The 19,816-nt window shown below is 68.0% G+C and carries 29 protein-coding genes; 21 read left to right on the top strand and 8 right to left on the bottom strand.

Annotation, left to right across the window (positions count from 1 at the left end; genetic code table 11):
• Positions 1-3: 3 nt before the first annotated feature.
• Genes HUX53_RS25830 through HUX53_RS25815 form a run of 5 tightly spaced genes read left to right on the top strand, consistent with a single transcriptional unit; the run spans position 4 to position 5,207 of the window.
• Positions 4-1,485 (top strand): FAD-dependent oxidoreductase, encoded by a 1,482-nt coding sequence (locus HUX53_RS25830; protein ID WP_176405817.1) that lies wholly within the window; start codon positions 4-6, stop codon positions 1,483-1,485.
• A complete protein-coding gene (locus HUX53_RS25825; RefSeq protein ID WP_176405816.1) occupies positions 1,482-2,363 on the top strand; it encodes an LLM class F420-dependent oxidoreductase in 882 nt (293 codons plus the stop codon). The genes HUX53_RS25830 and HUX53_RS25825 overlap by 4 nt, the downstream gene beginning before the upstream one ends.
• An 11-nt stretch (positions 2,364-2,374) precedes the next feature.
• On the top strand, positions 2,375-2,824 hold the full coding sequence (locus HUX53_RS40180) for a nuclear transport factor 2 family protein (protein ID WP_217919894.1): 450 nt from the start codon (positions 2,375-2,377) through the stop codon (positions 2,822-2,824).
• Positions 2,817-3,623: an SDR family NAD(P)-dependent oxidoreductase gene (locus HUX53_RS25820; protein ID WP_217919893.1), complete on the top strand. Its 807-nt coding sequence runs from the start codon at positions 2,817-2,819 to the stop codon at positions 3,621-3,623. The genes HUX53_RS40180 and HUX53_RS25820 overlap by 8 nt, the downstream gene beginning before the upstream one ends.
• A 9-nt stretch (positions 3,624-3,632) precedes the next feature.
• Entirely contained in the window at positions 3,633-5,207 is a 1,575-nt protein-coding gene (locus HUX53_RS25815; RefSeq protein WP_176405814.1) for an AMP-binding protein, read from the top strand.
• A gap of 75 nt (positions 5,208-5,282) precedes the next feature.
• On the opposite strand, the gene HUX53_RS25810 is transcribed toward HUX53_RS25815, so the two are convergent.
• Genes HUX53_RS25810 through HUX53_RS25800 form a run of 3 tightly spaced genes read right to left on the bottom strand, consistent with a single transcriptional unit; the run spans position 5,283 to position 6,324 of the window.
• Positions 5,283-5,657: a hypothetical protein gene (locus HUX53_RS25810; protein ID WP_176405813.1), complete on the bottom strand. Its 375-nt coding sequence runs from the start codon at positions 5,655-5,657 to the stop codon at positions 5,283-5,285.
• Positions 5,654-6,064, bottom strand: a complete 411-nt coding sequence (locus HUX53_RS25805) for an ATP-binding protein (protein ID WP_176405812.1) — start codon at positions 6,062-6,064, stop codon at positions 5,654-5,656. Before HUX53_RS25805 ends, HUX53_RS25810 begins: the two co-directional genes overlap by 4 nt.
• Positions 6,061-6,324: a hypothetical protein gene (locus HUX53_RS25800; RefSeq protein WP_176405811.1), complete on the bottom strand. Its 264-nt coding sequence runs from the start codon at positions 6,322-6,324 to the stop codon at positions 6,061-6,063. The genes HUX53_RS25805 and HUX53_RS25800 overlap by 4 nt, the downstream gene beginning before the upstream one ends.
• Positions 6,325-6,576: 252 nt before the next feature.
• Between HUX53_RS25800 and HUX53_RS25795 the strand changes: the two genes are divergently transcribed.
• The 6 genes from HUX53_RS25795 to HUX53_RS25770 all read left to right on the top strand — a co-directional run bounded on the left by HUX53_RS25795 (position 6,577) and on the right by HUX53_RS25770 (position 8,990).
• Complete coding sequence (locus HUX53_RS25795; protein WP_176405810.1) at positions 6,577-7,485, top strand: helix-turn-helix transcriptional regulator; 909 nt, start codon at positions 6,577-6,579, stop codon at positions 7,483-7,485.
• 6 nt (positions 7,486-7,491) lie between these two features.
• Positions 7,492-7,704 (top strand): DUF397 domain-containing protein, encoded by a 213-nt coding sequence (locus tag HUX53_RS25790; RefSeq protein ID WP_309237429.1) that lies wholly within the window; start codon positions 7,492-7,494, stop codon positions 7,702-7,704.
• Between the two features lie 20 nt (positions 7,705-7,724).
• A complete protein-coding gene (locus HUX53_RS25785; protein WP_176405809.1) occupies positions 7,725-7,937 on the top strand; it encodes a DUF397 domain-containing protein in 213 nt (70 codons plus the stop codon).
• A 21-nt stretch (positions 7,938-7,958) separates the two neighbouring features.
• Positions 7,959-8,168, top strand: a complete 210-nt coding sequence (locus tag HUX53_RS25780; RefSeq protein ID WP_176405838.1) for a DUF397 domain-containing protein — start codon at positions 7,959-7,961, stop codon at positions 8,166-8,168.
• 21 nt (positions 8,169-8,189) lie between these two features.
• On the top strand, positions 8,190-8,306 hold the full coding sequence (locus tag HUX53_RS41555) for a DUF397 domain-containing protein (protein ID WP_255205629.1): 117 nt from the start codon (positions 8,190-8,192) through the stop codon (positions 8,304-8,306).
• Between the two features lie 213 nt (positions 8,307-8,519).
• The gene (locus HUX53_RS25770) at positions 8,520-8,990 is read left to right on the top strand and encodes a hypothetical protein (RefSeq protein WP_176405808.1); all 471 of its coding nucleotides are present in this window, start codon (positions 8,520-8,522) and stop codon (positions 8,988-8,990) included.
• A gap of 16 nt (positions 8,991-9,006) precedes the next feature.
• On the opposite strand, the gene HUX53_RS25765 is transcribed toward HUX53_RS25770, so the two are convergent.
• Positions 9,007-9,549 (bottom strand): hypothetical protein, encoded by a 543-nt coding sequence (locus HUX53_RS25765; protein ID WP_176405807.1) that lies wholly within the window; start codon positions 9,547-9,549, stop codon positions 9,007-9,009.
• A 211-nt stretch (positions 9,550-9,760) separates the two neighbouring features.
• On the opposite strand from HUX53_RS25765, the gene HUX53_RS25760 reads away from it, so the two are divergent.
• From HUX53_RS25760 to HUX53_RS25750, 3 genes are all read left to right on the top strand, one after another.
• Positions 9,761-9,916: a hypothetical protein gene (locus tag HUX53_RS25760; protein ID WP_176405806.1), complete on the top strand. Its 156-nt coding sequence runs from the start codon at positions 9,761-9,763 to the stop codon at positions 9,914-9,916.
• Positions 9,917-9,928: 12 nt separating this feature from the next.
• A complete protein-coding gene (locus tag HUX53_RS25755; protein ID WP_176405805.1) occupies positions 9,929-10,732 on the top strand; it encodes a phosphotransferase in 804 nt (267 codons plus the stop codon).
• A 276-nt stretch (positions 10,733-11,008) separates the two neighbouring features.
• Positions 11,009-11,812, top strand: coding sequence for a phosphotransferase (locus HUX53_RS25750; protein WP_176405804.1), 804 nt, complete (start codon positions 11,009-11,011; stop codon positions 11,810-11,812).
• A gap of 39 nt (positions 11,813-11,851) precedes the next feature.
• On the opposite strand, the gene HUX53_RS25745 is transcribed toward HUX53_RS25750, so the two are convergent.
• Positions 11,852-12,022, bottom strand: coding sequence for a hypothetical protein (locus HUX53_RS25745; protein WP_176405803.1), 171 nt, complete (start codon positions 12,020-12,022; stop codon positions 11,852-11,854).
• Between the two features lie 31 nt (positions 12,023-12,053).
• On the opposite strand from HUX53_RS25745, the gene HUX53_RS25740 reads away from it, so the two are divergent.
• Positions 12,054-12,602, top strand: coding sequence for a GNAT family N-acetyltransferase (locus tag HUX53_RS25740; RefSeq protein ID WP_176405802.1), 549 nt, complete (start codon positions 12,054-12,056; stop codon positions 12,600-12,602).
• 8 nt (positions 12,603-12,610) lie between these two features.
• Here the strand turns inward: HUX53_RS25740 and HUX53_RS25735 are convergent, their stop codons facing one another.
• The 3 genes from HUX53_RS25735 to HUX53_RS25725 all read right to left on the bottom strand — a co-directional run bounded on the left by HUX53_RS25735 (position 12,611) and on the right by HUX53_RS25725 (position 15,204).
• Positions 12,611-13,252 carry a hypothetical protein gene (locus tag HUX53_RS25735; RefSeq protein ID WP_176405801.1) on the bottom strand — a complete coding sequence of 214 codons (642 nt, stop codon included), beginning with the start codon at positions 13,250-13,252 and terminating at the stop codon, positions 12,611-12,613.
• 246 nt (positions 13,253-13,498) lie between these two features.
• Entirely contained in the window at positions 13,499-14,665 is a 1,167-nt protein-coding gene (locus tag HUX53_RS25730; protein WP_176405800.1) for a hypothetical protein, read from the bottom strand.
• A complete protein-coding gene (locus HUX53_RS25725) occupies positions 14,662-15,204 on the bottom strand; it encodes a DUF4365 domain-containing protein (protein WP_176405799.1) in 543 nt (180 codons plus the stop codon). Before HUX53_RS25725 ends, HUX53_RS25730 begins: the two co-directional genes overlap by 4 nt.
• A gap of 250 nt (positions 15,205-15,454) precedes the next feature.
• Here HUX53_RS25725 and HUX53_RS25720 point away from each other — a divergent pair, with 250 nt between their 5' ends.
• The 6 genes from HUX53_RS25720 to HUX53_RS25695 all read left to right on the top strand — a co-directional run bounded on the left by HUX53_RS25720 (position 15,455) and on the right by HUX53_RS25695 (position 19,686).
• Complete coding sequence (locus HUX53_RS25720) at positions 15,455-15,784, top strand: hypothetical protein (RefSeq protein ID WP_176405798.1); 330 nt, start codon at positions 15,455-15,457, stop codon at positions 15,782-15,784.
• The gene (locus HUX53_RS25715; protein WP_176405797.1) at positions 15,774-16,355 is read left to right on the top strand and encodes a carboxymuconolactone decarboxylase family protein; all 582 of its coding nucleotides are present in this window, start codon (positions 15,774-15,776) and stop codon (positions 16,353-16,355) included. The genes HUX53_RS25720 and HUX53_RS25715 overlap by 11 nt, the downstream gene beginning before the upstream one ends.
• Before the next feature lie 85 nt (positions 16,356-16,440).
• Positions 16,441-17,160, top strand: coding sequence for an ABC transporter ATP-binding protein (locus tag HUX53_RS25710; RefSeq protein ID WP_176405796.1), 720 nt, complete (start codon positions 16,441-16,443; stop codon positions 17,158-17,160).
• Complete coding sequence (locus tag HUX53_RS25705) at positions 17,157-17,876, top strand: ABC transporter permease (protein ID WP_176405795.1); 720 nt, start codon at positions 17,157-17,159, stop codon at positions 17,874-17,876. The genes HUX53_RS25710 and HUX53_RS25705 overlap by 4 nt, the downstream gene beginning before the upstream one ends.
• Before the next feature lie 5 nt (positions 17,877-17,881).
• A complete protein-coding gene (locus HUX53_RS42650) occupies positions 17,882-18,994 on the top strand; it encodes a sensor histidine kinase (RefSeq protein ID WP_217919891.1) in 1,113 nt (370 codons plus the stop codon).
• The gene (locus HUX53_RS25695; RefSeq protein WP_176405793.1) at positions 18,991-19,686 is read left to right on the top strand and encodes a response regulator transcription factor; all 696 of its coding nucleotides are present in this window, start codon (positions 18,991-18,993) and stop codon (positions 19,684-19,686) included. Before HUX53_RS42650 ends, HUX53_RS25695 begins: the two co-directional genes overlap by 4 nt.
• Positions 19,687-19,816 lie beyond the last annotated feature (130 nt).

The following is a 19,816-nucleotide window of genomic DNA, read 5'->3' as shown; positions in this document are numbered from 1 at the left end:
CCGATGGCTTCGGCTTCGGCTTCGGTGGAGCCGGTCGCCGCCGCGGATGTGGAGTTCGACCACGAGTGCGACGTGCTCGTGGTCGGCTTCGGAGCCGCCGGCGCCGCAGCGGCGTACGAGGCCGCGGCGGCGGGCGCGGACGTGCTCGTCCTGGAACGGTCGAGCGGCCCCGGTGGGACGTCCGCGCAGTCGGGCGGGGAGCTTTACCTCGGCGGCGGCACGCAGGTGCAGAAGGCGTGCGGCTTCGAGGACACGCCGGACGACATGTTCGCCTTCCTCAAGGCGGCGCTCGGGCCGCACGCCAATGAGGAGAAGCTGCGGCTGTACTGCGACGGGAGCGTGGAGCACTTCGAGTGGTTCCGCGCGCGCGGCGTTCCGTTCAAGGAGACCCTGTTCGAGGCGCCGGGCTGGATGCCGTACACCGAGGACGGGCTGATGTGGCTGGGCGAGAACGCCTGGCCGTATAACGAGATCGCCCGTCCTGCGCCGCGCGGGCACCGTCCGGAGACGCCGATGTTCGCCGGCGGGATCCTGATGGAGAAGCTGATCGCGGCCGTCGCTGAGGCGGGTGCCGTCTCCCACCAGGACACCTATGCCACGAATCTTGTCGTGGACGGCGGCCGTGTCGTGGGCGTCGTCGCGCGGAAGTTCGCCGAGACGGTGACTTACCGGGCGCGAAAGGGCGTCATCCTCACTGCTGGCGGCTTTGTCGACAACGAGGAGATGCTCGCTGACCATGCCCCGGTGCTGCTCGGGCATGACAAGGTCAGCGACGGTACGAGCGACGGGTCCGGTATTCGGATGGCGACCGCGGCCGGTGCCGCGACCCGCCGGATGGCGACGGTAGAGATCGCGCTCACCGCCAACCCGGCCGTCATCTGCCGGGGCATGCTCGTGGACGGTCTTGGCCGCCGCTTCATCAACGAGGACGTCTACCCGGGGCTGTTCAGCCACCAGGCCGTCCAGCACCAGCCCGGTCCTTACTGGGCGATCATCGACGAGACCGGGCACGACGAGATCGCCGAAGCCGACATGTGGGGCGTCCGGCCTGCGCATGCAGCAGAGACGATTGCGGAGTTGGAGGAGTCGCTCGGGCTGCCGTCCGGTTCGCTGGAGGCGACCGTCGAGACCTACAACCGGTACGCGGAGCGGGGCGAGGACCCCTACTTCCACAAGGACGCCAAGTGGCTGCGTCCGCTGAAGGGGCCGTTCGCGGCGATCGACCCGCGCGAGGGGTTCTTCGGCGCGGGCAAGCACGGTGCCGGGACGGGCGCGGGCGGATTCACGCTCGGTGGTCTGGACACGACCGTGGACGGCGAGGTCCTCAATCACTCCGGTGAGCCGGTGCCTGGCCTGTATGCGGCGGGGCGCACGGCGTCCGGCATTCATGGCGAGGGCTACATCAGCGGGACGTCCCTGGGCGACGGCACGTTCTTCGGCCGTCGCGCTGGGCGGTCCGCCGCTTCTAGGAAGGTTTCTGAATGAAGTACGCCGTCCTGCTCCCCGTGGCTGCGGGCGTGACGGCTGATCCTTCGTGGATCGGCGAGTACGTCCAGCACGCCGAAGCCTGCGGCTTCGAGTCGGTCGGCGCGGTCGAGCACGCGGTGGTGGCGAGTTCCTACTCCAGCGTGTATCCGTACGACGCGTCGGGCCGCATGGAACTGGCCGACGACCTGGACATTCCTGATCCGCTGGATTTGCTCGCGTTTCTGGCGGGGCAGACGTCGCGGATCGGGCTCGCCACTGGCGTGCTCGTCCTGCCTAATCATCACCCGGTGGTGCTGGCCAAGCGGCTGGCGACGATCGATGCCCTGTCGGGCGGACGGCTGCGGCTGGTCGTCGGCATGGGCTGGATGCGCGAGGAGGTCGAGGCGTGCGGCGTCGACTTCGACTCGCGTGGGCGTCGCGGGAACGAGCAGCTGGAGGTGCTTCGGAAGCTGTGGGCTGACACGGCGCCTTCGGGGGCTTCGCACGACGGGGAGTTCTTCTCTTTCAAGGGTGCGATGAGCTACCCGAAGCCCGTCCAGAAGGGCGGCGTGCCCATCCATGTGGGCGGGCACACGAAGGCCGCCGCTCGGCGCGCCGGCCGGTACGGGGACGGGCTGCAGCCGCTGGGTGTGGCGGGGGACGAGCTTCGTTCGCTGGTCGCGCTGATGCGGGAGGAAGCCGAGAAGAACGACCGCGACCCGGACGCGCTGGAGCTGACGCTCGGCCATTCGCTGTCGGTCGTCACGCCGGAGAAGGCGGAGAAGCTCGCCGGATTGGGGGCGGGCCGCCTCGTCCTGCGCGGTGCGCCGACCAAGGACCTGAACGAGGCGAAGGACGAGCTGTCGGCCTGCGCCGAGCGCCTGGGCCTCTCATGACGCTGGGAGTCGTGGACCAGATCGCCCTCGGCGATCTGGTCGCCCGGTACGCGCTGCACGCTGACCGGCGCGAAATCGACGCGATGTCGGACCTGTTCACCGAGGACGCCGTCCTTGTCCTGCCGGACGCTCCCGAGGAACTCGACCCGGTGCGCGTCTTCACGGGGCGCTCGGAGATCGCCGCCACGCTGTCGGTGCTGGACCAGATCCCGGTGACGTTCCACGCGCTCGCGGGGCAGGTGTTCGGTGTGGGGCCGGAGCCCGGCACGGCCACCGGGGAGATCGCCTGCGTCGCCCACCACATGACCTCTCGCGATGACGGCAAGGTGTCCGACCTCGTCTGGCACTGCCGGTACACCGACACCTACCGGCTGGACGGCCAGACGTGGCGGATCGCCCGGCGCGAGCAGCGCATCGACTCGATCGAGACCCGTCCCGTCCGGAGGTGGCGCGGTGAGTGAGAACGCTCGGGTCAGTGTCGTCACGGGCGGCGCGCTCGGCATCGGCGGGGCGATCTCCCGCCGCCTGGCCGCCGGCGGCGACCTGGTGATCCTGAACGACATCGACGCGGACGCCGCCGCCCGAACGTCGGCTGGCATCGAGGCGGCCGGCGGCCGGTGCGTCACTGTCATCGGCGACATCGTCGAGGACGAGACGGTCGAGCGGGTCGTGGCGGCGGTTCCCGGCCGGGTGGACGTGCTGGTGAACAACGTGGGCGACTTCCGCCCGGCGGCGCCGTCCTTTCAGGACAGCACGCCCGACCAGTGGCAGCGGCTCTACGAGCTGAACCTGCTGCACGTCTTCAAGCTGACCCACGCGCTGCTGCCCATGATGATCGAGCAGCGGTCGGGGAGCATCGTCAACAACTCGACGGTCGAGGCGTTCCGGGGTATTCCGGGACATCCGGTGTACTCGGCGTTCAACGCTGGCGTATCGGCTTTTACCCGGAGCCTTGCCGTGGCGGTCGGACGGCATGGGGTGCGCGTGAACGCTATCGCCCCAGACCTGGCCAACACCGAGCAAACGCCGGTCGAGTGGATGCGGCGCGGCTACGACGAGGGCCTGGAACACACCTGGGTTCCGTTGGCCCGCTTCGGTGAGCCGGACGACTACGCGGCGGTCGTTGGGTTCCTGGCCTCGGACGACGCCCGTTTCGTCACCGGCCACACGATTCCGGTGGACGGCGGGACCCTGGCCGCGTCCGGCTGGTTCGTCCGCGCCGACGACCAGGGCTGGACGAACCGACCCCATCGCGCCTAGGGAGTGCCGATGCCCGCGCTGCAGGACGACCGCCCGGACCACGACGTCACGTTCGCCGAACTGGTCGCGGCCCGTGCGGACGACGACCGTCCGGCCCTGAACTTCGAGGACGCGTCGTGGACGTGGCGCGAGGTCGTTGCGGAGGCCCGCCGTCGCGCAGCCCTGGCTCGTTCGGCCGATGGCCATGTCGGTCTCTTCCTGGAGAACGGCTCGGAGCACCTGTTCTGGCTGCTGGGTCTGGCGCTGGCCGGTGTGCCGGTCGTCGAACTGAATCCGACCCGCCGGGGCGCTGAACTGGCGCGCGACATCGCCCACACCGACTGCACGCTGCTGGTCACCGAGACGAGCCGGACCCCGCTGCTGGACGGCCTGGTGGACGTCCCGACGCTGACGATCGACACTGCCGCCTACAGCGAACGTCTGGCTACGACGCCTTTGGCAGACGTCCAGCCTGTGTCCCCGAAGACGATCTTCTCGCTGGTCTTCACCTCGGGGACGACATCGGCCCCCAAGGCGGTGGTCTGCACGCAGGGCAGACTCGGGCGCATCGCCATCCAGCAACGCGACCGCCGGGGATTGACTGGCGACGATGTGTTCTACGTGGTCATGCCAATGTTCCACTCGAACGCGTTGATGGCGGGCATCGCTCCGGCCGTGGCGACAGGCGGTCGCATAGTCCTCCGCCGCAAGTTCTCGGCGTCCGGCTTCCTCCCGGACGTCCGCCGTCACGGCGTGACGTTCTTCAACTACGTCGGCAAGCCGCTGAACTACATCCTGGCCACCCCGGAGAAGTCGGACGACGCTGACAACACCCTCTGCATAGCATTCGGCAACGAGGCGAACGAGCGCGACATCGCCGAGTTCTCACGCCGCTTCGGCTGCACGGTCATCGACTCGTACGGCTCCAGCGAAGGCGAAATCCGCCTGAACCGCGTCCCAGGCACACCGCCGGGCTCCCTGGGCGTAGCGGAGCCGGGCACCCTGGTCATCAACCCGGACACCCTCCAGGAATGCCCGCCCGCCAAGTTCGACGCCCACGGCACGCTCCTCAATGCAGAGGAAGCGATCGGCGAGATCGTCGACACCAACGGGGCGGGCAAGTTCGAGGGCTACTACAACAACCCCGAAGCCACGGCGAAACGCGTCCGCAACGGCTGGACGTGGTCAGGCGACCTCGCCTACCGCGACGCCGACGGCTACTGGTACTTCGCAGGCCGCAACGACGACTGGCTGCGCGTGGACGGCGAGAACTTCGCCGCCGCCCCCGTAGAACGCCTCCTATCCCGCTACGACGGCTTCACAGAAGTAGCGGTCTACGCCGTCCCAGACGATGCCGTAGGCGACCAGGTAATGGCGGCCGTAGCCCTCGCCGAGGGCCGCCCCTTCGACCCGGCGTCCTTCACAGCCTTCCTGAAGGCCCAGCCCGACCTCGGGACGAAGTGGACGCCCCGCTACATCCGCGTAGTGGACGTCCTGCCTCGCACCCCGACGAACAAGGTCATCAAGCGCCCCCTACGCGAAGCGGCCTGCAACACCACAGACCCGATCTACGAGCACCGCAACGCCACCTACGAACTCCGGTAGACCGTTGGGGCGATGGACGTCGCTGAGGCTTGTCGCTCCGCACCCAGTGGGAGCGACACGCCTCAACGCGTCGAATCAGCCGGAAGCGGTCCCGTCGGCCTGGCGCTCGTACTCGTCCCAGAGGCCGAACGAGTCGATCACCACGTCCTCGAGTTGTTCGGCCGCCGCCTGGAACGCCTGAGCGCGTCCGGCGCACATGCCCGCGTCCCACACCCGCCCCTGCCGCGACCAGATGCGCGAGCGCGCGGACTCCATCTCCGCGAGCGCCCGCCAGGCCCGCGCCTCACTGGGCAACACCCCGACCACCTCACGCACGTCCGGCCCGCCACCAGCGAAGAGGAAGACCACCTCCGGGTGCGGCTCCGAGAGGATTGGCTGGACGGTCTCGGCGTCGTCCCGGACGCTCCGCCAGGCCGCCCAGACACCGCGCAGCATGCGCACGCCGCTCATCGGACGACCTCGAAGCACACGGTGTGGCGCCCGTCCTTCCCGCGCAGGGTGCCCCAGCAGTCAGCCAGCTCCCGCACCATGAGGAGCCCGCGCCCGGCCTCGTCCCACGCAGAACCCTGCACGGGGATCATGGGACGCCCGTCGGAGCCGCCATCGTCCTGGATCTCCACCCGCAGCCGCGCGGCAGACAAGAGCAAGGTCACCCACACCCCGCCGCCGGGCCGACCGCTGGCGCTGTGCCGGACGGCGTTGGTCGCGATCTCGCAGACCAGCAGATCCACATCGCCCAGCTCGAACGTCTGGCCGTACCGGACGAGCACCTGCCGCACCCGAGCCCGAACCTCCCGAACGTCCAGCACACCACCCGAGCACACCCGCTCGGTGTGCACCTCGTCCCAGACGATCACCGCGTTACCCCGGCGATCAGCTCGGCCGCCACCCGCACCGACCCGGCCGGCGTCCGGTGAGCGGCGTCCCACAGGTACGACCACCCGCCCCCGTCCTGGACGACGAGCACCGCCATCGACCGCCGCCGCGAAACCACCGGCACCGACAAGACCGGCTCGGACCGCCCATCGAGGTACAACACCGAGCCCCGCCCGAGGCCGCGCAGGCTCACCATCAGCCTGACCAGCAGCTCCAGCCGCTGAACTGTCTCCAGCGGCACTGACATCCACTCCCCACGCCCTCCGGAAGGCGAGCAGTTGGGTAGGTTCACCATGGGTCCGACTCCTTTGCAGTCGGGTCAAGGCCCCGGGGGCGGTGGTGCAAGCACTGCCCCCGGGGCCGCTCCGTTTCCTTGCTGATTGCCTGCGATCGGCCAGCTTCTTGTGGAACGCTCTGCAAATAATGCATCACCCAGGGTGTCTATGCAAGGGTTGCATTGGCACCGCTGCATTCGTGATCATTCGGGGTGTGGATGGAGCGAGTTGGACTCGCGTCCACACCCTGTCGTCGTTGGAAGGGAGCCACAGTGGGAGCACCGACGGTGCGTCTTCGGCGCCTCGCGGCTGAGCTTCGCCAGTTGCGTAAGTTCGCTGAACTCACTCGCGAGCAGGTGAACGAGCAGACCGGTATCAACGTGGTCACGCTCTACCGCATCGAGACCGCCCGCGTCCGTCCCCAAGCGCGGACTCTGACCAGCCTCTTGGACGTGTACCGAGTGGCCGAGCCCAAGCGCACCGAACTGAGGACGTTGCTCAAGCAGTCGGCGACTCGCGGCTGGCTGCACACCTTCGCCTCAGACCTCCCCGAGCGCTACGCCTCCTACATCGAGTTCGAGTCCGAAGCGCGCGAGGTGTTGAACTATGAGTGCCTGTTCATCCCCGGCCTCCTCCAGACCGAGCGCTACGCAAGAGCCGCCATCAGCGGCGGCGACCCCGAACTCACCCGCGAGGAGGTCGAGAGCCGAGTCGATGCAAGGATGCAGCGGCAAGGGGCTCTCACGAAGGAGGAGCCGCTGAAGCTGTGGGGCATCGTGGACGAAGCCGCCGTCCGCCGCGTCGTGGGCGGCCCTGAGGTTATGCGAGAGCAACTGGACTACCTGCTAACCGTCACTGAACTCCCGACCGTTCAGTTTCAGGTTCTCCCGTTCGACGCAGGCGCCCACCCCGGGATGACCGGTTCATTCGTCGTCATGGGCTTCGCTGAGGTGGTGGGGCCGGACATCGTGTACATCGACAGTCAGGCAGGGGATCTCTTCTTGGAAGAGGAAGCCGACATTGCACGGTATAACCTGACATTCACGCATCTTCGCGCTGGAGCGCTCAGTCCGAGCGCATCTGCCTCGCTGATCGCTGCGGCGACGAAGGACCTGGATTCACGGTAGGGGAGCATGATGATGACCACCCCGCATGATCAATCACGTGCACGGTGGCGGAAGAGTGGCCGAAGTAGCGCCAACGGCCAATGTGTTGAGGTAGCCGACCTTGCAGCGGAGATCGGCGTGCGCGACAGCAAGGCTCCAGACGCCGGGCACCTCACGTTCACCCCTCAAGTTTGGGCCGCCTTCATGACTCAGGCGAAGGCTGGGTACTACGACTGGTAACGGATCAGGACGTGGTGGTCATGAGCAAGGACAAGGGGAACGTCTCTGCCGGCAAGTGGCGCAAGAGCCCGCGAAGCAACGGTGCCGGCGGCAACTGCGTCGAGGTGGCCGTCCTGGACGCAAGCATCGGTGTGCGGGATAGCAAGGCTCCGCACACTGGACACCTGACTTTCGTCCCGGGCGCCTGGTCCGCCTTCATGACCGACGTGAAGGCTGGGCGCCACGACACGTAGCGACTCAGAACGTGGACGGTCATAAACCAAGACAAGGCGAACACCCCTCACGCCGCCTGGCGCAAGAGTAGTCACAGCAGTGGCAACGGTGAGTGCGTCGAGGTCGCCGACCTAACACCGAGCATCGGCGTACGGGACAGCAGGGCTCCGGCCACCGGACACCTCACATTCACATCCCCAATCTGGGCCGCCTTCCTGGCTCACGCGAAGTCCGGCTACTACGACCGGTAACAGCTCAGGATGTAGGTGGTCATGAACCATGGCAGAGCAAGCACGCTTCGCGATGTGTGGCGGAAGAGCAGCCGGAGCAGTGGCAACGGTCAGTGTGTCGAGGTCGCCGCTCTCGTAGTCGCCATCGGTGCGCGATAGCAAAGCGCCCGAAGCCGGGCATTTCACCTATGCTGCCGAAGCCAGGGCCGGGTTCATCGCCAGGACGAGGGCTGGACGCTACGGCAGGTGATCCGGCCAGCCCCGCGCGAGTGAAGGCGCTCGCCGCAGAATCCGGTTGGAGGGTGGCCGCGTCCTATCGACCTCGGGGTGCCTGCGTTCCGTCGCCTTCGAAAGCCGCGCGAGGATGGGGGCATGTATTGCCTTGAGGCGGTCGTGGCCACCGGACCCGTGCTCCGCGAACTGGCCGCCGGTGTTCCCGAGGCGCGTGTCGTTCTCCTCGGCCAACATCTCTCGCTCCTGCCGATGACCGACGCTCTGTTCGACGCGGTCACGGTCGCCGGAGCACCCGAACTCGATGGGTTCTGGAAGGCGCCCGCAGGTCTCGGTCGCCTGCTGGCCGCATGCTCGGCGATAGGACCGGCGGCCTACATCGAGGCTGACTACTTCGGCGGGACGGGGACGCAGTCCGCGCAGGTGTGGGACGGGGGGAAGGTGGTCCTCGGCCCCCTGCACAAGGGCGAGCGGGAATCGTCCGCGGCCGGCGGCAGCCCGATCTCCCAAGCACTCCGGCGGCTCGGGGCCGTCAAGGGCGATCACGTCGACGAGTTCGACGCCGTTGGCCTCGGCCGTCACCGCCGCACCGACGACTGGCTATCGCCATGAGTCGAGTGTCCGTCTGTCAGCGATGGATCGATGCGGGGTCGAACGCCGTCTCAGGCCCGCGCTGACGTGACTTGCGGTGGACGGCGAGGTCGCGGGCCAGGTGCGCACGTCGCAGACCGTGCGAGCGCAGGTAGCGGACGTCCTCGCCCGTGTCGTACATGAGCTGGACGTGGAAGTAGTTCACATACTCCAGCACCGCGAACAGCCCGAAGCCCAACCCCGGCCAGCTGCCCGCCCCCGGAACGGCGACCACCCACCCGACGAGGGCCAACACCCCGACCGCGAGAAGCGGGGCGACGGTGACACGGGTGACCGCGAAGACCCCGGCCCCGGGCAGAGACACGCCAGGGCCCGAAATCTGCCGGAGCTTGGCCAGCCAGTACCCAGCCCCCACCACAAGCAGGACCGCGAACATCGTGAAGCCCACCATGTTCGCCGCCGTCATCGGCAAACCGACGACGCCGAACCAGACCGCGGCCTGCAATGGGACGTTGAACAACTCCAGCCAAGCCAACGACCGCAGCCGCCGCCGAACCCAGGACCGGGAACGATGACGCATCGGGACGATGTTAACTCGGGCGCCAAAGCCACAGGTAGAGGCGACCCACCAACATCCGGAGCGGACGCGGTCGCGGCTGACAGGTGGTAAGCGTGGGTCGCCATGCCGGTGTGAGGCTGTCGTCTGGCGACCGGGCTGGCACGCCTTCCTCAAGCGGACCAAGCCGTACTTCGAGTTCGGGATGACGCATGCGGGTGCCTACCTTCACCACGTGCCGGTGGTGGACGCCGACATCCTGTCCGGGGCCGCACTCGAGCGGACCGTCCCGATTCTGCGTGCCACGGGCTACAACGTGGACATGGAATTCTGGGAGGCCGGCGCTGGCGCGGGCTGCTGTCCGCCGGAGTGCAGCACCATCGGCAACTGACGAGAGACACCGATGCACGACACATGGGCGCGGCTGCCGGACGAGATCCTGGACGCCATCACCGAGCGGACCGGCCAAGTCTGTACCGTCCGGGCAGCGTTCGGCGGCAGCAACACCGATCTGGCTGTCACTGTGACGGGCCCGGCCGGGCGGACGTTCGTCAAGGCTGCTCCGAAGGTGTCGCCGGATGAGGACAGCCCGCGGGTTCGTGCATTGCGCAGGGAAGCCGCGATCAATCCGTGTGTTCCCGAGTTCGCCCCCCGGCTTCTGTGGACAGCCGAAGCCGGGGGGTGGCTCGCGGTGGGCTTCGAGCACATTCGGGGCCGTCACGCCGACTACTCGCCAGGCAACCCCGACCTGCTGGCGCTGGCGGAGACCGTTCACCGGCTCCAAGCCGTCCCGTGCCCGGAGGTCGTCGTGATGCGCGTTGAGCGGCGTTGGGAAGCTCTTGCAAAGGATGTGTCTCCCATGGCGGGGGAGGCCCTTCTACATACTGACCTCAACCCGCACAACCTGCTCATTACCGCAGATGGCCAAGTTCGTGTGGTGGACTGGGCGTTCGCGTCGCGGGGAGCCGCCTGGGTGGAGATCGGTCAGGTTGTCCCGTGGCTGATCCGCGCGGGGCACAGCCCTGCGGAGGCCGAGTGGTGGGCGGAGCAGTTCCCGTCATGGGCGGACGCCGACCCGGCGGCGATCGACCTTCACGCGCGGCTGTCGGCCGAGCGGTGGGGTCGGTACAGCGACGCCCATCCCACCTCGCACGTGCCCGCCTATCTTGCGGTCGCGCGGAGATGGGCCGCCCACCGCCATGGCTGATCATCAGGTGCCACACCAAGGTCTCCCGCTATGCCCTAACGCCACCGGCCGGCGGGACTACTCTCCCCACGTGGCCAGCACACGGGGGCTTGACATGCGGCGATTGCACTCCGGCGTCGAGTGGGACGGCGTCGCCAAACTCGCGATGAATGCCGTCGGTCACCCAGCGAGCGCCATTGAAGTAGCTGCGGGCAAGGCGATATGAGCGTGCGGAAACGGCGGTGGGAGGACCTTCCGAGTGAGGTGCTGGCAGCCGTGGAGGACCGGTGTGGGACGGTGCTCAAGGTTGTGGCTGCGGAGCGGGGCATCATGCCAGGGGTGGCTGCGAGGCTTCACACGGCGGGTGGCAGCGTGTTTCTCAAGGGCGTTCCGGCCGACGATCCCGCCGCCCGCCTCTATCTGCGTGAGCGAGCGGCGAACCTTGCGCTCGCCCCGTCCGTCCCGGCCCCTCGGATGCTGTGGTGCGCTGACATCGGCGGTTGGCACCTGCTGGTGTTCGAGTACATCGATGGCGCGCGGAGTGCCGACCTGTCACCCGGGTCTCCAGATCTGCCCGGCGTGATCGACACCCTCGCACGACTTGGAGGGGCGGACGGCGCGCTGCCATGTGTGACGGTCAACCTCGACTTGCTTCAGAGGGCGGCCGCTGAGCTGTTGGGCATGAAGCCACGGGAGCCGTGGTGGGGGATGTACGCCGAGGCGTTCGAAGGGCTGTCGGTGGAATCGCTGAAGGGGGAGACGCTGCTGCACTATGACCTGCACAGCGGAAACCTCCTCGCCGCCGGCCAGGACGTTTACGTCATCGACTGGTCCTTCGCGTGCCGGGGGCAAGCGTGGATCGATGCTGCGTTGCTCGTCCCTCGCCTGGTCGAAGCTGGCCACAGCCCCGCGCAAGCCGAAGCGCTCGTCGCAGCACACCCCGGTTGGAACACGGCTCCGGCCGACGCGGTCACCGGCCTCGGCGCCTTGTGGACGATGTTCCGCGAGTACAAGGCCATGCACGGGCTAGCGGACACACGCGGCTTCCGGGCCGGGGCGGCGCAAGCGGGCCGAGCTTGGATCACTCACCGAACAAGGTGACGGAGTACCCCCACCGCCCTGGCTGCGGAGAGTGGTGACCTAGGGCTGAGCGACGTCGACCTGCGTCTTCCGGAGTTCTTCGAGGTGGTGGGCGGCGACGTAGGCGTCGAGTTCGGCACGGGCCCGGGCCTGACGCTCAGAGTCGGCGAGTTCGGGGTTGTGGCGGTGTGCTTCGGTCTTTATGTCCTGCCAGCTGCGTCCAACGCTCATTGTCCGGCCTCCTTGTCCTTAACGTTGGTGTATGCCCAAGACGTCATCACGGGTCGAACTATGCCCGCTCGCGCTCTCCGACGAGGACGAGTTTTGTTCGCTTGTGCAGGCGAGCACCGAACTCCACCGTCCATGGATGCGGCTGCCCGCGACTGCGGAGGAGTTCCGGGTTTGGATGCGACGCTTTGACGATGGCACCAACCTGGGCTTTCTGGTCCGTGTCCGGGAGACTGGTGCAGCCGCCGGTATGGTCAACATCAACTCGATCATCCGGGGCCGCTACCAGGGCGCGTCCCTCGGTTATGCGGCCTTCGCCCCGTTCGCTGGACGCGGGTACATGACCGAAGGGCTTGCCGTCGCCCTGCAGTACGCCTTCACCGAACTGCGGCTGCACCGGCTGGAAGCCAACATTCAGCCGGCGAACAAAGCATCTCTGGCGCTGGTGCAGCGGCTGGGTTTCCGTTACGAAGGGCTTTCGCCCGCTTATCTCTACATCGATGGGTGCTGGCAGGATCACGAACGCTGGGCCATCACCGCGCCGATTCCCTGGACGCCTGATCCGTCCCTTCCTCAGGCTTGAGGGGACGGTCAGTGGCGGACCTGGTGTTCCACACGGTTGTGGAGTTCCGGCGGGTATGCGGACCGCCACAGCGGTAGTCCGGGGAGGATACAACGTCGGACGTCCAGGTGCTCGTTGTTCACGAATTCTCGAAGCGTGGCCTCGTACCATTCCTGCGCCAAAACCCGCACGTCATCTGGTTCTACCTCGCTGTTTGCCTGCACGCTATCCAGCCGAAGCGGCAATGCCGACCAATACCATGCCCGCGCAGCGCCGGCTCGCTCCAAGTCGGTGCCCGTTTGCAGATAGTCCAGGAGTGCGGCGCGGACGCGCCGGCGGCCGAAAGCGTTCAGAGTCGGCTCGACGAACTGCCGGTTGAAACTCGGGTCGGGGTCGTGGACGGCCGCCTTGACGAGGACGTCGAAGGAGGCGTCGGGCAAGGTCAGGCCCTCTCGGCAGGCACCGCGGAGCGCCGACCGCGCCAGTTGTGCCCAGCGTCGCTCGTCACCTGGATCCGGCTCGGGTGCGACCGCGAGGTCGAGCACCCGGACAACGTCGGCCACACACCGAAGGAACGACGCCCGTCCGTCCTCGGTTCTTGATGGCAATGCCATGAATCCCCGCGCAGAACCGGATTCCTCTTCAGCGGCTTCGCTCTCGTCCACGCTCACAGTCGGCCTCCCATCCGAAATTGCGCCACGGCTACGATCACCGGCCGACCGGCACCACGCGATCAACGTCTCTAGCTTGCTGGACGCTCCGCACTGTGTCGAGGGACGGACACGGTCGGCCCGCCCCGGCGGTTACGACGCTGACCTATGGCGACGCAGCGAGATGCTGCGCCGGATGGTTAGCGTCCAGCCGCACGACCAGAGTTCCGCATCGGCTGTCGTCCTGGCATGGGTGTAATGCGGGCTTTAGGGTTCGTCGTCCAGGCCCGGTATGACGGCGAAAGAAGTCAGCCTCCGAAGAGAGCGTCTGGTACCCCTGATGTCCAAATCGCCGGTGGCGGTAACCTGCAGTCCGTTGCCGTGCGCTCTGAGCGCCTCATTGTAATCGGGTTCGCTCAAGTCGACTCGGTACCTGCGGGCTTCGCCGGAATCGTCGGCTACTCCCTGGATCACCGCTTCTCCGCGTCCAAAGCTGCCCTCACGGAACAGCCGGACGATCAGCCCGGTGACGGTTACTCCGGCTCTGGGCTGCTTGGTCCGTAGGTAATCGGCGCCTTCACCAAGGATTCGTTGCTGCCCCGGGGTGATTCGGAGGAGTGCGGGCTCTGCGGTCCCGCCGGTCACCGGTGACTTCGCGAACCGTATTTGGTAGATGCCGTGCTCCGGCCCGCCCAGGGAGCTCAGTGCCGCCAACTCCGTGGCGTTAGGGGTATCGGGGGTGAACTCTCCGAATGTGGATATCGGCCGAGTTCCCTCGCTGACCTCCATCGCCAACTGCTGGGCCTTCCGGGCGGTCGCCAGCATCCGGTTCGTCACCTTCCGCCCGAAGGGCTGGGGCGGTACCTCGACCAGAGCGTCCTGGCCCGGTGGAGTCAGGTCATCCAATTCGTCCGAGTATATGTCTGCCAATGGCAGGGCCAGTGAAAGTATGAAGCTTCCCGGTTGAGTGGACAGCCTTGCTTGCGCTGCGTATGCCTCCGCGCGCTGTGGTCGCCGCGGAGGGAGGACCAGTGAACTGTAGTCCAGTGCAGCCGCAGAAGCCACAACGAAATTCTTCAGCGCAGAAATTGCGGAGTATGCCAGAAGGAGTGGCGCTTCGCCCGACGGGGCGTCCGGAGTCAGGCGGACGGCGACATTATCGGCTCCGCCGAAGTTGATGTCGTCCACTATCTCTTCTGGCAGGCGTTGCTCAACGAAGGAGAGTGCCTTAAGAGCCTCATCTACCCGTTCGGTGTAGTCGCGGACACGCTGAGTCGCCGGCAGTACAACACGGATTAGGTCATGTGAACCGGTGCGTCGTGGACGCCACATGGTGGTCTGCCCGTCGGCGTCCTCTAGCGTCCAGCCGGAATCGGTGAGGTAATGCGTCAGTTCTGTGAGATCCGGGACGCTGGCAGAACTTTCGTGGCTCATGGCCGCCCCCAGGCATCGATGGGGGGAACGGGCGTCGATCGCCGAACTCCGTGTGTTTTGAGCATTCTGTGCAGCCCTGGCCGATCCAGGGTATTTGCAAGGGGAAGGTGTATTGCCTGGCTTGTCCCATTCCTTGAAGGCTCCATGCCCTCAAGAGAGATCCATGACCCGCGGCCACAGAGCAGCGTTCCCTCGCTATGAAGGCGCACGTTCTCACCTTCCCCGAAAACGCCGATTACGGCAAGAACCCTACCAACGGCGTGGTCGATGCGCCGGAGCGCATCGTATGTCTCAAGGTCCAGGTCATAACGGAAGTCGCCAGACGTCAGCTGCCGCAGCTCGATGGTTGTTTTGACCTGGACGTTCACCGTGGGGTAGTAGGTCCCCAGCTCGGTTCCTGGATACACCAGCTGCACGTCCGCCTTCTGGAGATCCACCGTGGTCGGCCGGCCGTGGAGGAGACCACACCCGGCGGCGACCGCCTCTAGCCAGGCTTCGCCGAAGTCGCCTTGCAGTGTGTTCTGGTCCTGGTCCCGCACGAGTGATGATTGTGCCGTATCAAGTAGCGGAGTGTGGTGTTTCTGCCACTCTGGGTTGTGGGCGGTGACGTAGGCGACGGCCGACTGGTTCGGTCGAGCGGTTTGTGGGCGTGACTCTCACGAAGGTATCCGCCTGACCTGTGGGTACGTCGGGGTGGCTGGGGTTCTTCGGGGGTGTGTCGTGTTTGGGGGTGTGGCAATCGTCTTGTCGGTGAGGGCGATTGTCGGCCGTAGAGGGGGCGAGGGTGCCGTGTCGGACGTGGACAGGAAGCGTGTGGCGCACCGGGAGTTGGTGGATCGGGTGCTCCAGGGGGAGGGGCGGGCGTCTGTGGAGCAGCGGGCGCGGGCCTTTGGTAATGAGGGGCTCTCCTCGCCGTTGGACGTGCTGATCGGCAAGGTGGTCGGCGGGGCGGCGCAGGTTACTGAGACGGATCTGGCGGCGGTGAAGGCTGCCGGGTACAGCGAGGACCAAGTCTTCGAGCTGGTGGTGTGTGCTGCTGTGGGGCAGTCCGACCGGTTGTATGCGGCTGGGCTGGCGGCTCTGGCGGAGGCGAAGGAGGGGACGGATCATGCGTCTTGACATCCTCAACCGCGGTTACGACCGGAAGAGCAAGGTGCTGTTCGCGGTCATCAGGCTGTTCTCCGGGCATCCGGTGCCGGACGCCGCCAGGCTGGTCTTCTACCGGCCCGATTTCTACGGTGCACGGGCCAAGGAGTTCACTCACGAGGCGATGCGTGGGGCGTCCGACTGGTCGGTGGCGGACCGGGAGTTGATGGCGGCCTACGTGTCCAAGGTGAATGAGTCCGCGTTCTGTATCGGCGCGCATACCGCGACTGCGAGCAGGGCTTATCAGGACGGGTCGCGTGTTGCGGCGGTGTTGGACGATCTGGAATCGGCGCCCATTGAGGAGCCACTGCGGGCGACGCTGCGGATGCTCGGCAAGCTGACCCGGGACGGGACGGTCGGCGCCAGCGATATGCGGGACGTGTTGGCCGCCGGGGTCTCGGATCGGCAGGTTCGGGACGCGTTGGCGGTTTGTGCTGCCTTCAACGTCACCGACCGGCTCGCAGACGCTTTCGGGTTCGAACTGCTGAGCCCTGAAGGGTTCGACGCGGGCGCCAAGTACTTGCTGAAGCGCGGTTACCGGTAGGTCGCGGGAGTCATGCTGCGGTCGGAGATCGGGTTTCGACTGTGGGTGGATGCCTGGGAGAACCGGGCGGCCGAGGCTTGGCGGCATGACTTCACAGATGGAGGTCAGCCCGGCGATCAGGGTCGAAGGGCTGACGAAACGGTATGGGCGTCGCACGGTGGTCGATGATCTGACGTTCACGGTCAGGCCGGGGGCGGTGACGGGCTTTTTCGGTCCGAACGGTGCGGGGAAGACGACGGCGTTGAAGGCGGTCGTGGGGCTGGCGCGGCCGTCGGCGGGGGCGGTGGCGGTGCTGGGGGCGCCGGTGGGCTCGATGGTGCTGGACGCGCGCCGGATCGGCGTCCACATTGAGCCGTGCGGTGCGCACCCCGGGAGGTCGGCTCGTGCGCATCTGCGGGCGCTGGCGCTGGCGGCGGGGCTGCCGCGGCGGCGCGTCGAGGAGGTGCTGGAGGTCGCCGAGTTGACGGGGGCGGCGGGGCGCCGGGTCGGCGCCTTCTCGCTGGGGATGCGGCAGCGGCTCGGGCTCGCCGCCGCGCTGCTCGGCGATCCGGAGATCCTGGTGCTGGACGAGCCGGCCAACGGCCTGGATCCGCAGGGGATCCGCTGGCTCCGGACGATGCTGCGGGACCGGGCGGCGAAGGGCGGCACCGTGCTGCTGTCCAGCCACCTGCTCGCGGAGGCCGCGCAGACGGTCGACGACGTGGTCGTCATCGACCGTGGCAGGCTGGTGCACGAGGGACCGATCAGTGAGGTGGAGTCGCTGGAGGACGTGTTCCTCGAGCTCACCGGAGGGTTGGAGCGATGATCGGCCTGCTTCGCGGGGAACTGCTCAAGTCCGTGACGACCCGTGCCGTGTGGGGGTTCGCGGCCGGCGGGATGGCGTTCGCCGTCCTGAACGCGGTGCTCGTCGCCAAGGCGTCGGGGACGCTCGACGAGGTGCCGGAGAAGAAGGAGGCGCTGTCGGCGCTCCCGGTCCTGTTGCTGCTGTGGGGGCTGGTCGGCGCGGCGGGCGAGTACCGCCACCGGACCGCCGCGCCCACGGCGCTCGTCGCCCGGCGCGGTCGCGGTACCGTCCTCGCGGTGCGGATCGTGGCGTATGTGTTGACCGGGCTCGGGCTGGCGGTGCTGATCAACGCGGTCGCGGTCGGCGTGGCGCTGCCGCTGCTGGCGGACCAGCCCGGCCCGGACCTGACGTCCGGCCAGGTGGCAGGGGTCGTGGCGGGCAACGTCGGGGCGCTCGTGCTGGCGACGGTGCTGGGCGCGGCGCTCGGTGCGCTGATCCGCAGCCCGGTCGTCGGCGCGGTGGTCCTGCTGATCCTGGCCCTGGTGGTGCAGCCCCTGGTGAGCGGGGCGTGGGAACGGGAGGCGAACCTGTCGCCGTTCGGCGCGGCGGGGATCATGACGGGCGGGACCCACAACACGACGCTCACGGTCGCGGAGGCCGGCGCGGTGTTCGCGGTCTGGACGGTGCTCGCGGTGCTGGTCGCGGTCGCGTGCGAACGACGGCGCGACCTGGCGTGAACGTCGTGGGGAAGATCCGGGCGGTGCGCGGCCTGCAGGCCGCGCACCGCCCGGTGCTGTTCGACATCGCGCTCGCCGTGGCGGTGACCATCGTCGAAGTGGGGCTGCTGTTCAACGACGGCACGCAGGCCGTGCCGCTGCCGATCGCGGTGACCGTCCTCACCGGCGCGGTGCTCTTGGCACGCCGCCGGTTCGGGGTGTTGGTGATCGCGGTGACGGTCGCGTCGGCGGCCGTCCTGGCGGCGGCCGGGTACTCGCCCGGAGGCGCGCCGGTCGTCGTCGCGCTGTGGTCGCTCGCCGAGACACGTGACCGGCGCGTCTCGCTCGCGGTGCTGGCACCGGTGGTCGTGTTCCTGCTCGCCGACAGCATCAGCAGCCCGCCGGTGCCGATCGGGGCGTGGATGCTGGGCGCCTACATGCAGACGCGCCGCCGCTACGTCCGGGCGGTGGAGGAACGGGCCGCCACCCTCGAACGGGAACGGGAGCAGCTCGACCTGATCGCGGCGCAGCGCGAGCGGGAGTCGATCGCCCGCGAACTGCACGACATCGTCGCCCATTCGGTGACGGTGATGCTGATCGGGGTCCGCGGCGCCCGCGACGTCCTGGAGACCGAACCGCAGGTGGCCGCGCGGACGCTGGAGCGGGTGGAGACCAGCGCCGAGGAGAGCCTGGCCGAGCTGCGCCGGATCCTCGTCCTGCTGCGCGGGGAGCATGCGGCGGAGACACGGCCGCAACCCTCACTGGCGGACCTGGACGAACTGGTCGCGGGATACCGCGCGGCGGGGCTGCCGGTCCGGCTGGAGACCGCCGGGGAACCGCTCGACCTGCCGAGCGGGGTGGAGCTGTCCGCCTACCGGATCATCGGGGAGGCGTTGACCAACGCGCTGAAACACGCCGGGGCGACACTGGTCACGGTGCGGCTGGACTACGGCGGAGCGGACCTGGAGGTGCGGGTGCACGACGACGGGACGGGAACCGGCGAGCCCGGCAACGGCGGGCACGGCCTGGTGGGGATGCGGGAGCGGGTCGCGGTGCTCGGCGGTGAGCTGGAGACGGGCCGGGCCCCCGGCGGCGGCTTCCGGGTCGCGGCACGGCTGCCGATCGGGGAGCCCGCGTGACGATCCGGGTGCTGATCGTCGACGACCAGGAACTCATCCGGATCGGTTTCCGGCTGTTCCTGCAGACCCGCGAAGAACTGGAGGTCGTCGGCGAGGCAGCGGACGGCCACGAGGCCATCGCGCGGGCGGCGGAACTGCGGCCCGACGTCGTCCTGATGGACGTCCGGATGCCGCGGATGGACGGCGTCGAGGCCACCGCCCACCTCACCGCCACCGACCGCCACCCAATGGACGAGCTCCGCCCGCCTCGCGTGTTGATCCTCACCACCTACGACCTCGACGAATACGTGTTCGGTGCGCTGCGTGCCGGGGCGTCGGGGTTCCTGCTGAAGGACGCGCCCCGCGAGCGGCTCCTGGAGGCGATCCACGTCGTCCACCAGGGCGAGGCGCTGCTGTCCCCGTCGATCACCCGCCGCCTCATCGAGGACTACGCCGGCCGCACCGACCCGGTCCGGCCGTCCCCCGACCTGCTGGCCGCGCTGACCCCGCGTGAGCGCGAGATGCTCCTGCTCGTGGCCCAGGGCCTGTCGAACCAGGAGATCGCGGCGCGGCTCGTCGTCACCGAGGCCACCGTCAAGAGCCACGTCGGCAGCGTGTTCGCCAAGCTCCACCTCCGCGACCGCGTCCAGGCCGTCGTGCTGGCCTACGAGCACGGCCTCGTCGTCCCGGGCCGCCGCCCCGACCCTCGGTGAACGATCCGCCGGTGCCGGGGCACTGCAGACACCTGCCCCGGTCGCATGAAAAAGTGCCTTTTTGATCATCGGGTCGGGGTGCGGGGAGGGCGTGCGGGGTGTCCAGCGAGAAGTTGAAGCCGCTCCAGGC

Origin of the sequence: Actinomadura sp. BRA 177 (assembly GCF_013372625.1) — a bacterium.
Lineage (GTDB): Bacteria > Actinomycetota > Actinomycetes > Streptosporangiales > Streptosporangiaceae > Spirillospora.
Note: the sequence above shows the minus strand (reverse complement) of the source record. Positions and strands in the feature narration are given on the sequence as shown.

Excerpts from the sequence above, each read along its gene's own strand:
- HUX53_RS25790 (WP_309237429.1), top strand. The coding sequence starts at position 7,492 with ATGATGATGACCACCCCGCATGATCAATCACGTGCACGGTGGCGGAAG.
- HUX53_RS25795 (WP_176405810.1), top strand. The coding sequence starts at position 6,577 with ATGGAGCGAGTTGGACTCGCGTCCACACCCTGTCGTCGTTGGAAGGGA.
- HUX53_RS25765 (WP_176405807.1), bottom strand. The coding sequence starts at position 9,549 with ATGCGTCATCGTTCCCGGTCCTGGGTTCGGCGGCGGCTGCGGTCGTTG.
- HUX53_RS25770 (WP_176405808.1), top strand. The coding sequence starts at position 8,520 with ATGTATTGCCTTGAGGCGGTCGTGGCCACCGGACCCGTGCTCCGCGAA.
- HUX53_RS25745 (WP_176405803.1), bottom strand. The coding sequence starts at position 12,022 with ATGAGCGTTGGACGCAGCTGGCAGGACATAAAGACCGAAGCACACCGC.
- HUX53_RS41555 (WP_255205629.1), top strand. The coding sequence starts at position 8,190 with ATGAACCATGGCAGAGCAAGCACGCTTCGCGATGTGTGGCGGAAGAGC.
- HUX53_RS25755 (WP_176405805.1), top strand. The coding sequence starts at position 9,929 with ATGCACGACACATGGGCGCGGCTGCCGGACGAGATCCTGGACGCCATC.
- HUX53_RS25810 (WP_176405813.1), bottom strand. The coding sequence starts at position 5,657 with ATGAGCGGCGTGCGCATGCTGCGCGGTGTCTGGGCGGCCTGGCGGAGC.
- HUX53_RS25710 (WP_176405796.1), top strand. The coding sequence starts at position 16,441 with ATGACTTCACAGATGGAGGTCAGCCCGGCGATCAGGGTCGAAGGGCTG.
- HUX53_RS25740 (WP_176405802.1), top strand. The coding sequence starts at position 12,054 with ATGCCCAAGACGTCATCACGGGTCGAACTATGCCCGCTCGCGCTCTCC.
- HUX53_RS25830 (WP_176405817.1), top strand. The coding sequence starts at position 4 with ATGGCTTCGGCTTCGGCTTCGGTGGAGCCGGTCGCCGCCGCGGATGTG.
- HUX53_RS25705 (WP_176405795.1), top strand. The coding sequence starts at position 17,157 with ATGATCGGCCTGCTTCGCGGGGAACTGCTCAAGTCCGTGACGACCCGT.
- HUX53_RS25715 (WP_176405797.1), top strand. The coding sequence starts at position 15,774 with ATGCGTCTTGACATCCTCAACCGCGGTTACGACCGGAAGAGCAAGGTG.
- HUX53_RS25785 (WP_176405809.1), top strand. The coding sequence starts at position 7,725 with ATGAGCAAGGACAAGGGGAACGTCTCTGCCGGCAAGTGGCGCAAGAGC.
- HUX53_RS25730 (WP_176405800.1), bottom strand. The coding sequence starts at position 14,665 with ATGAGCCACGAAAGTTCTGCCAGCGTCCCGGATCTCACAGAACTGACG.
- HUX53_RS25815 (WP_176405814.1), top strand. The coding sequence starts at position 3,633 with ATGCCCGCGCTGCAGGACGACCGCCCGGACCACGACGTCACGTTCGCC.
- HUX53_RS25825 (WP_176405816.1), top strand. The coding sequence starts at position 1,482 with ATGAAGTACGCCGTCCTGCTCCCCGTGGCTGCGGGCGTGACGGCTGAT.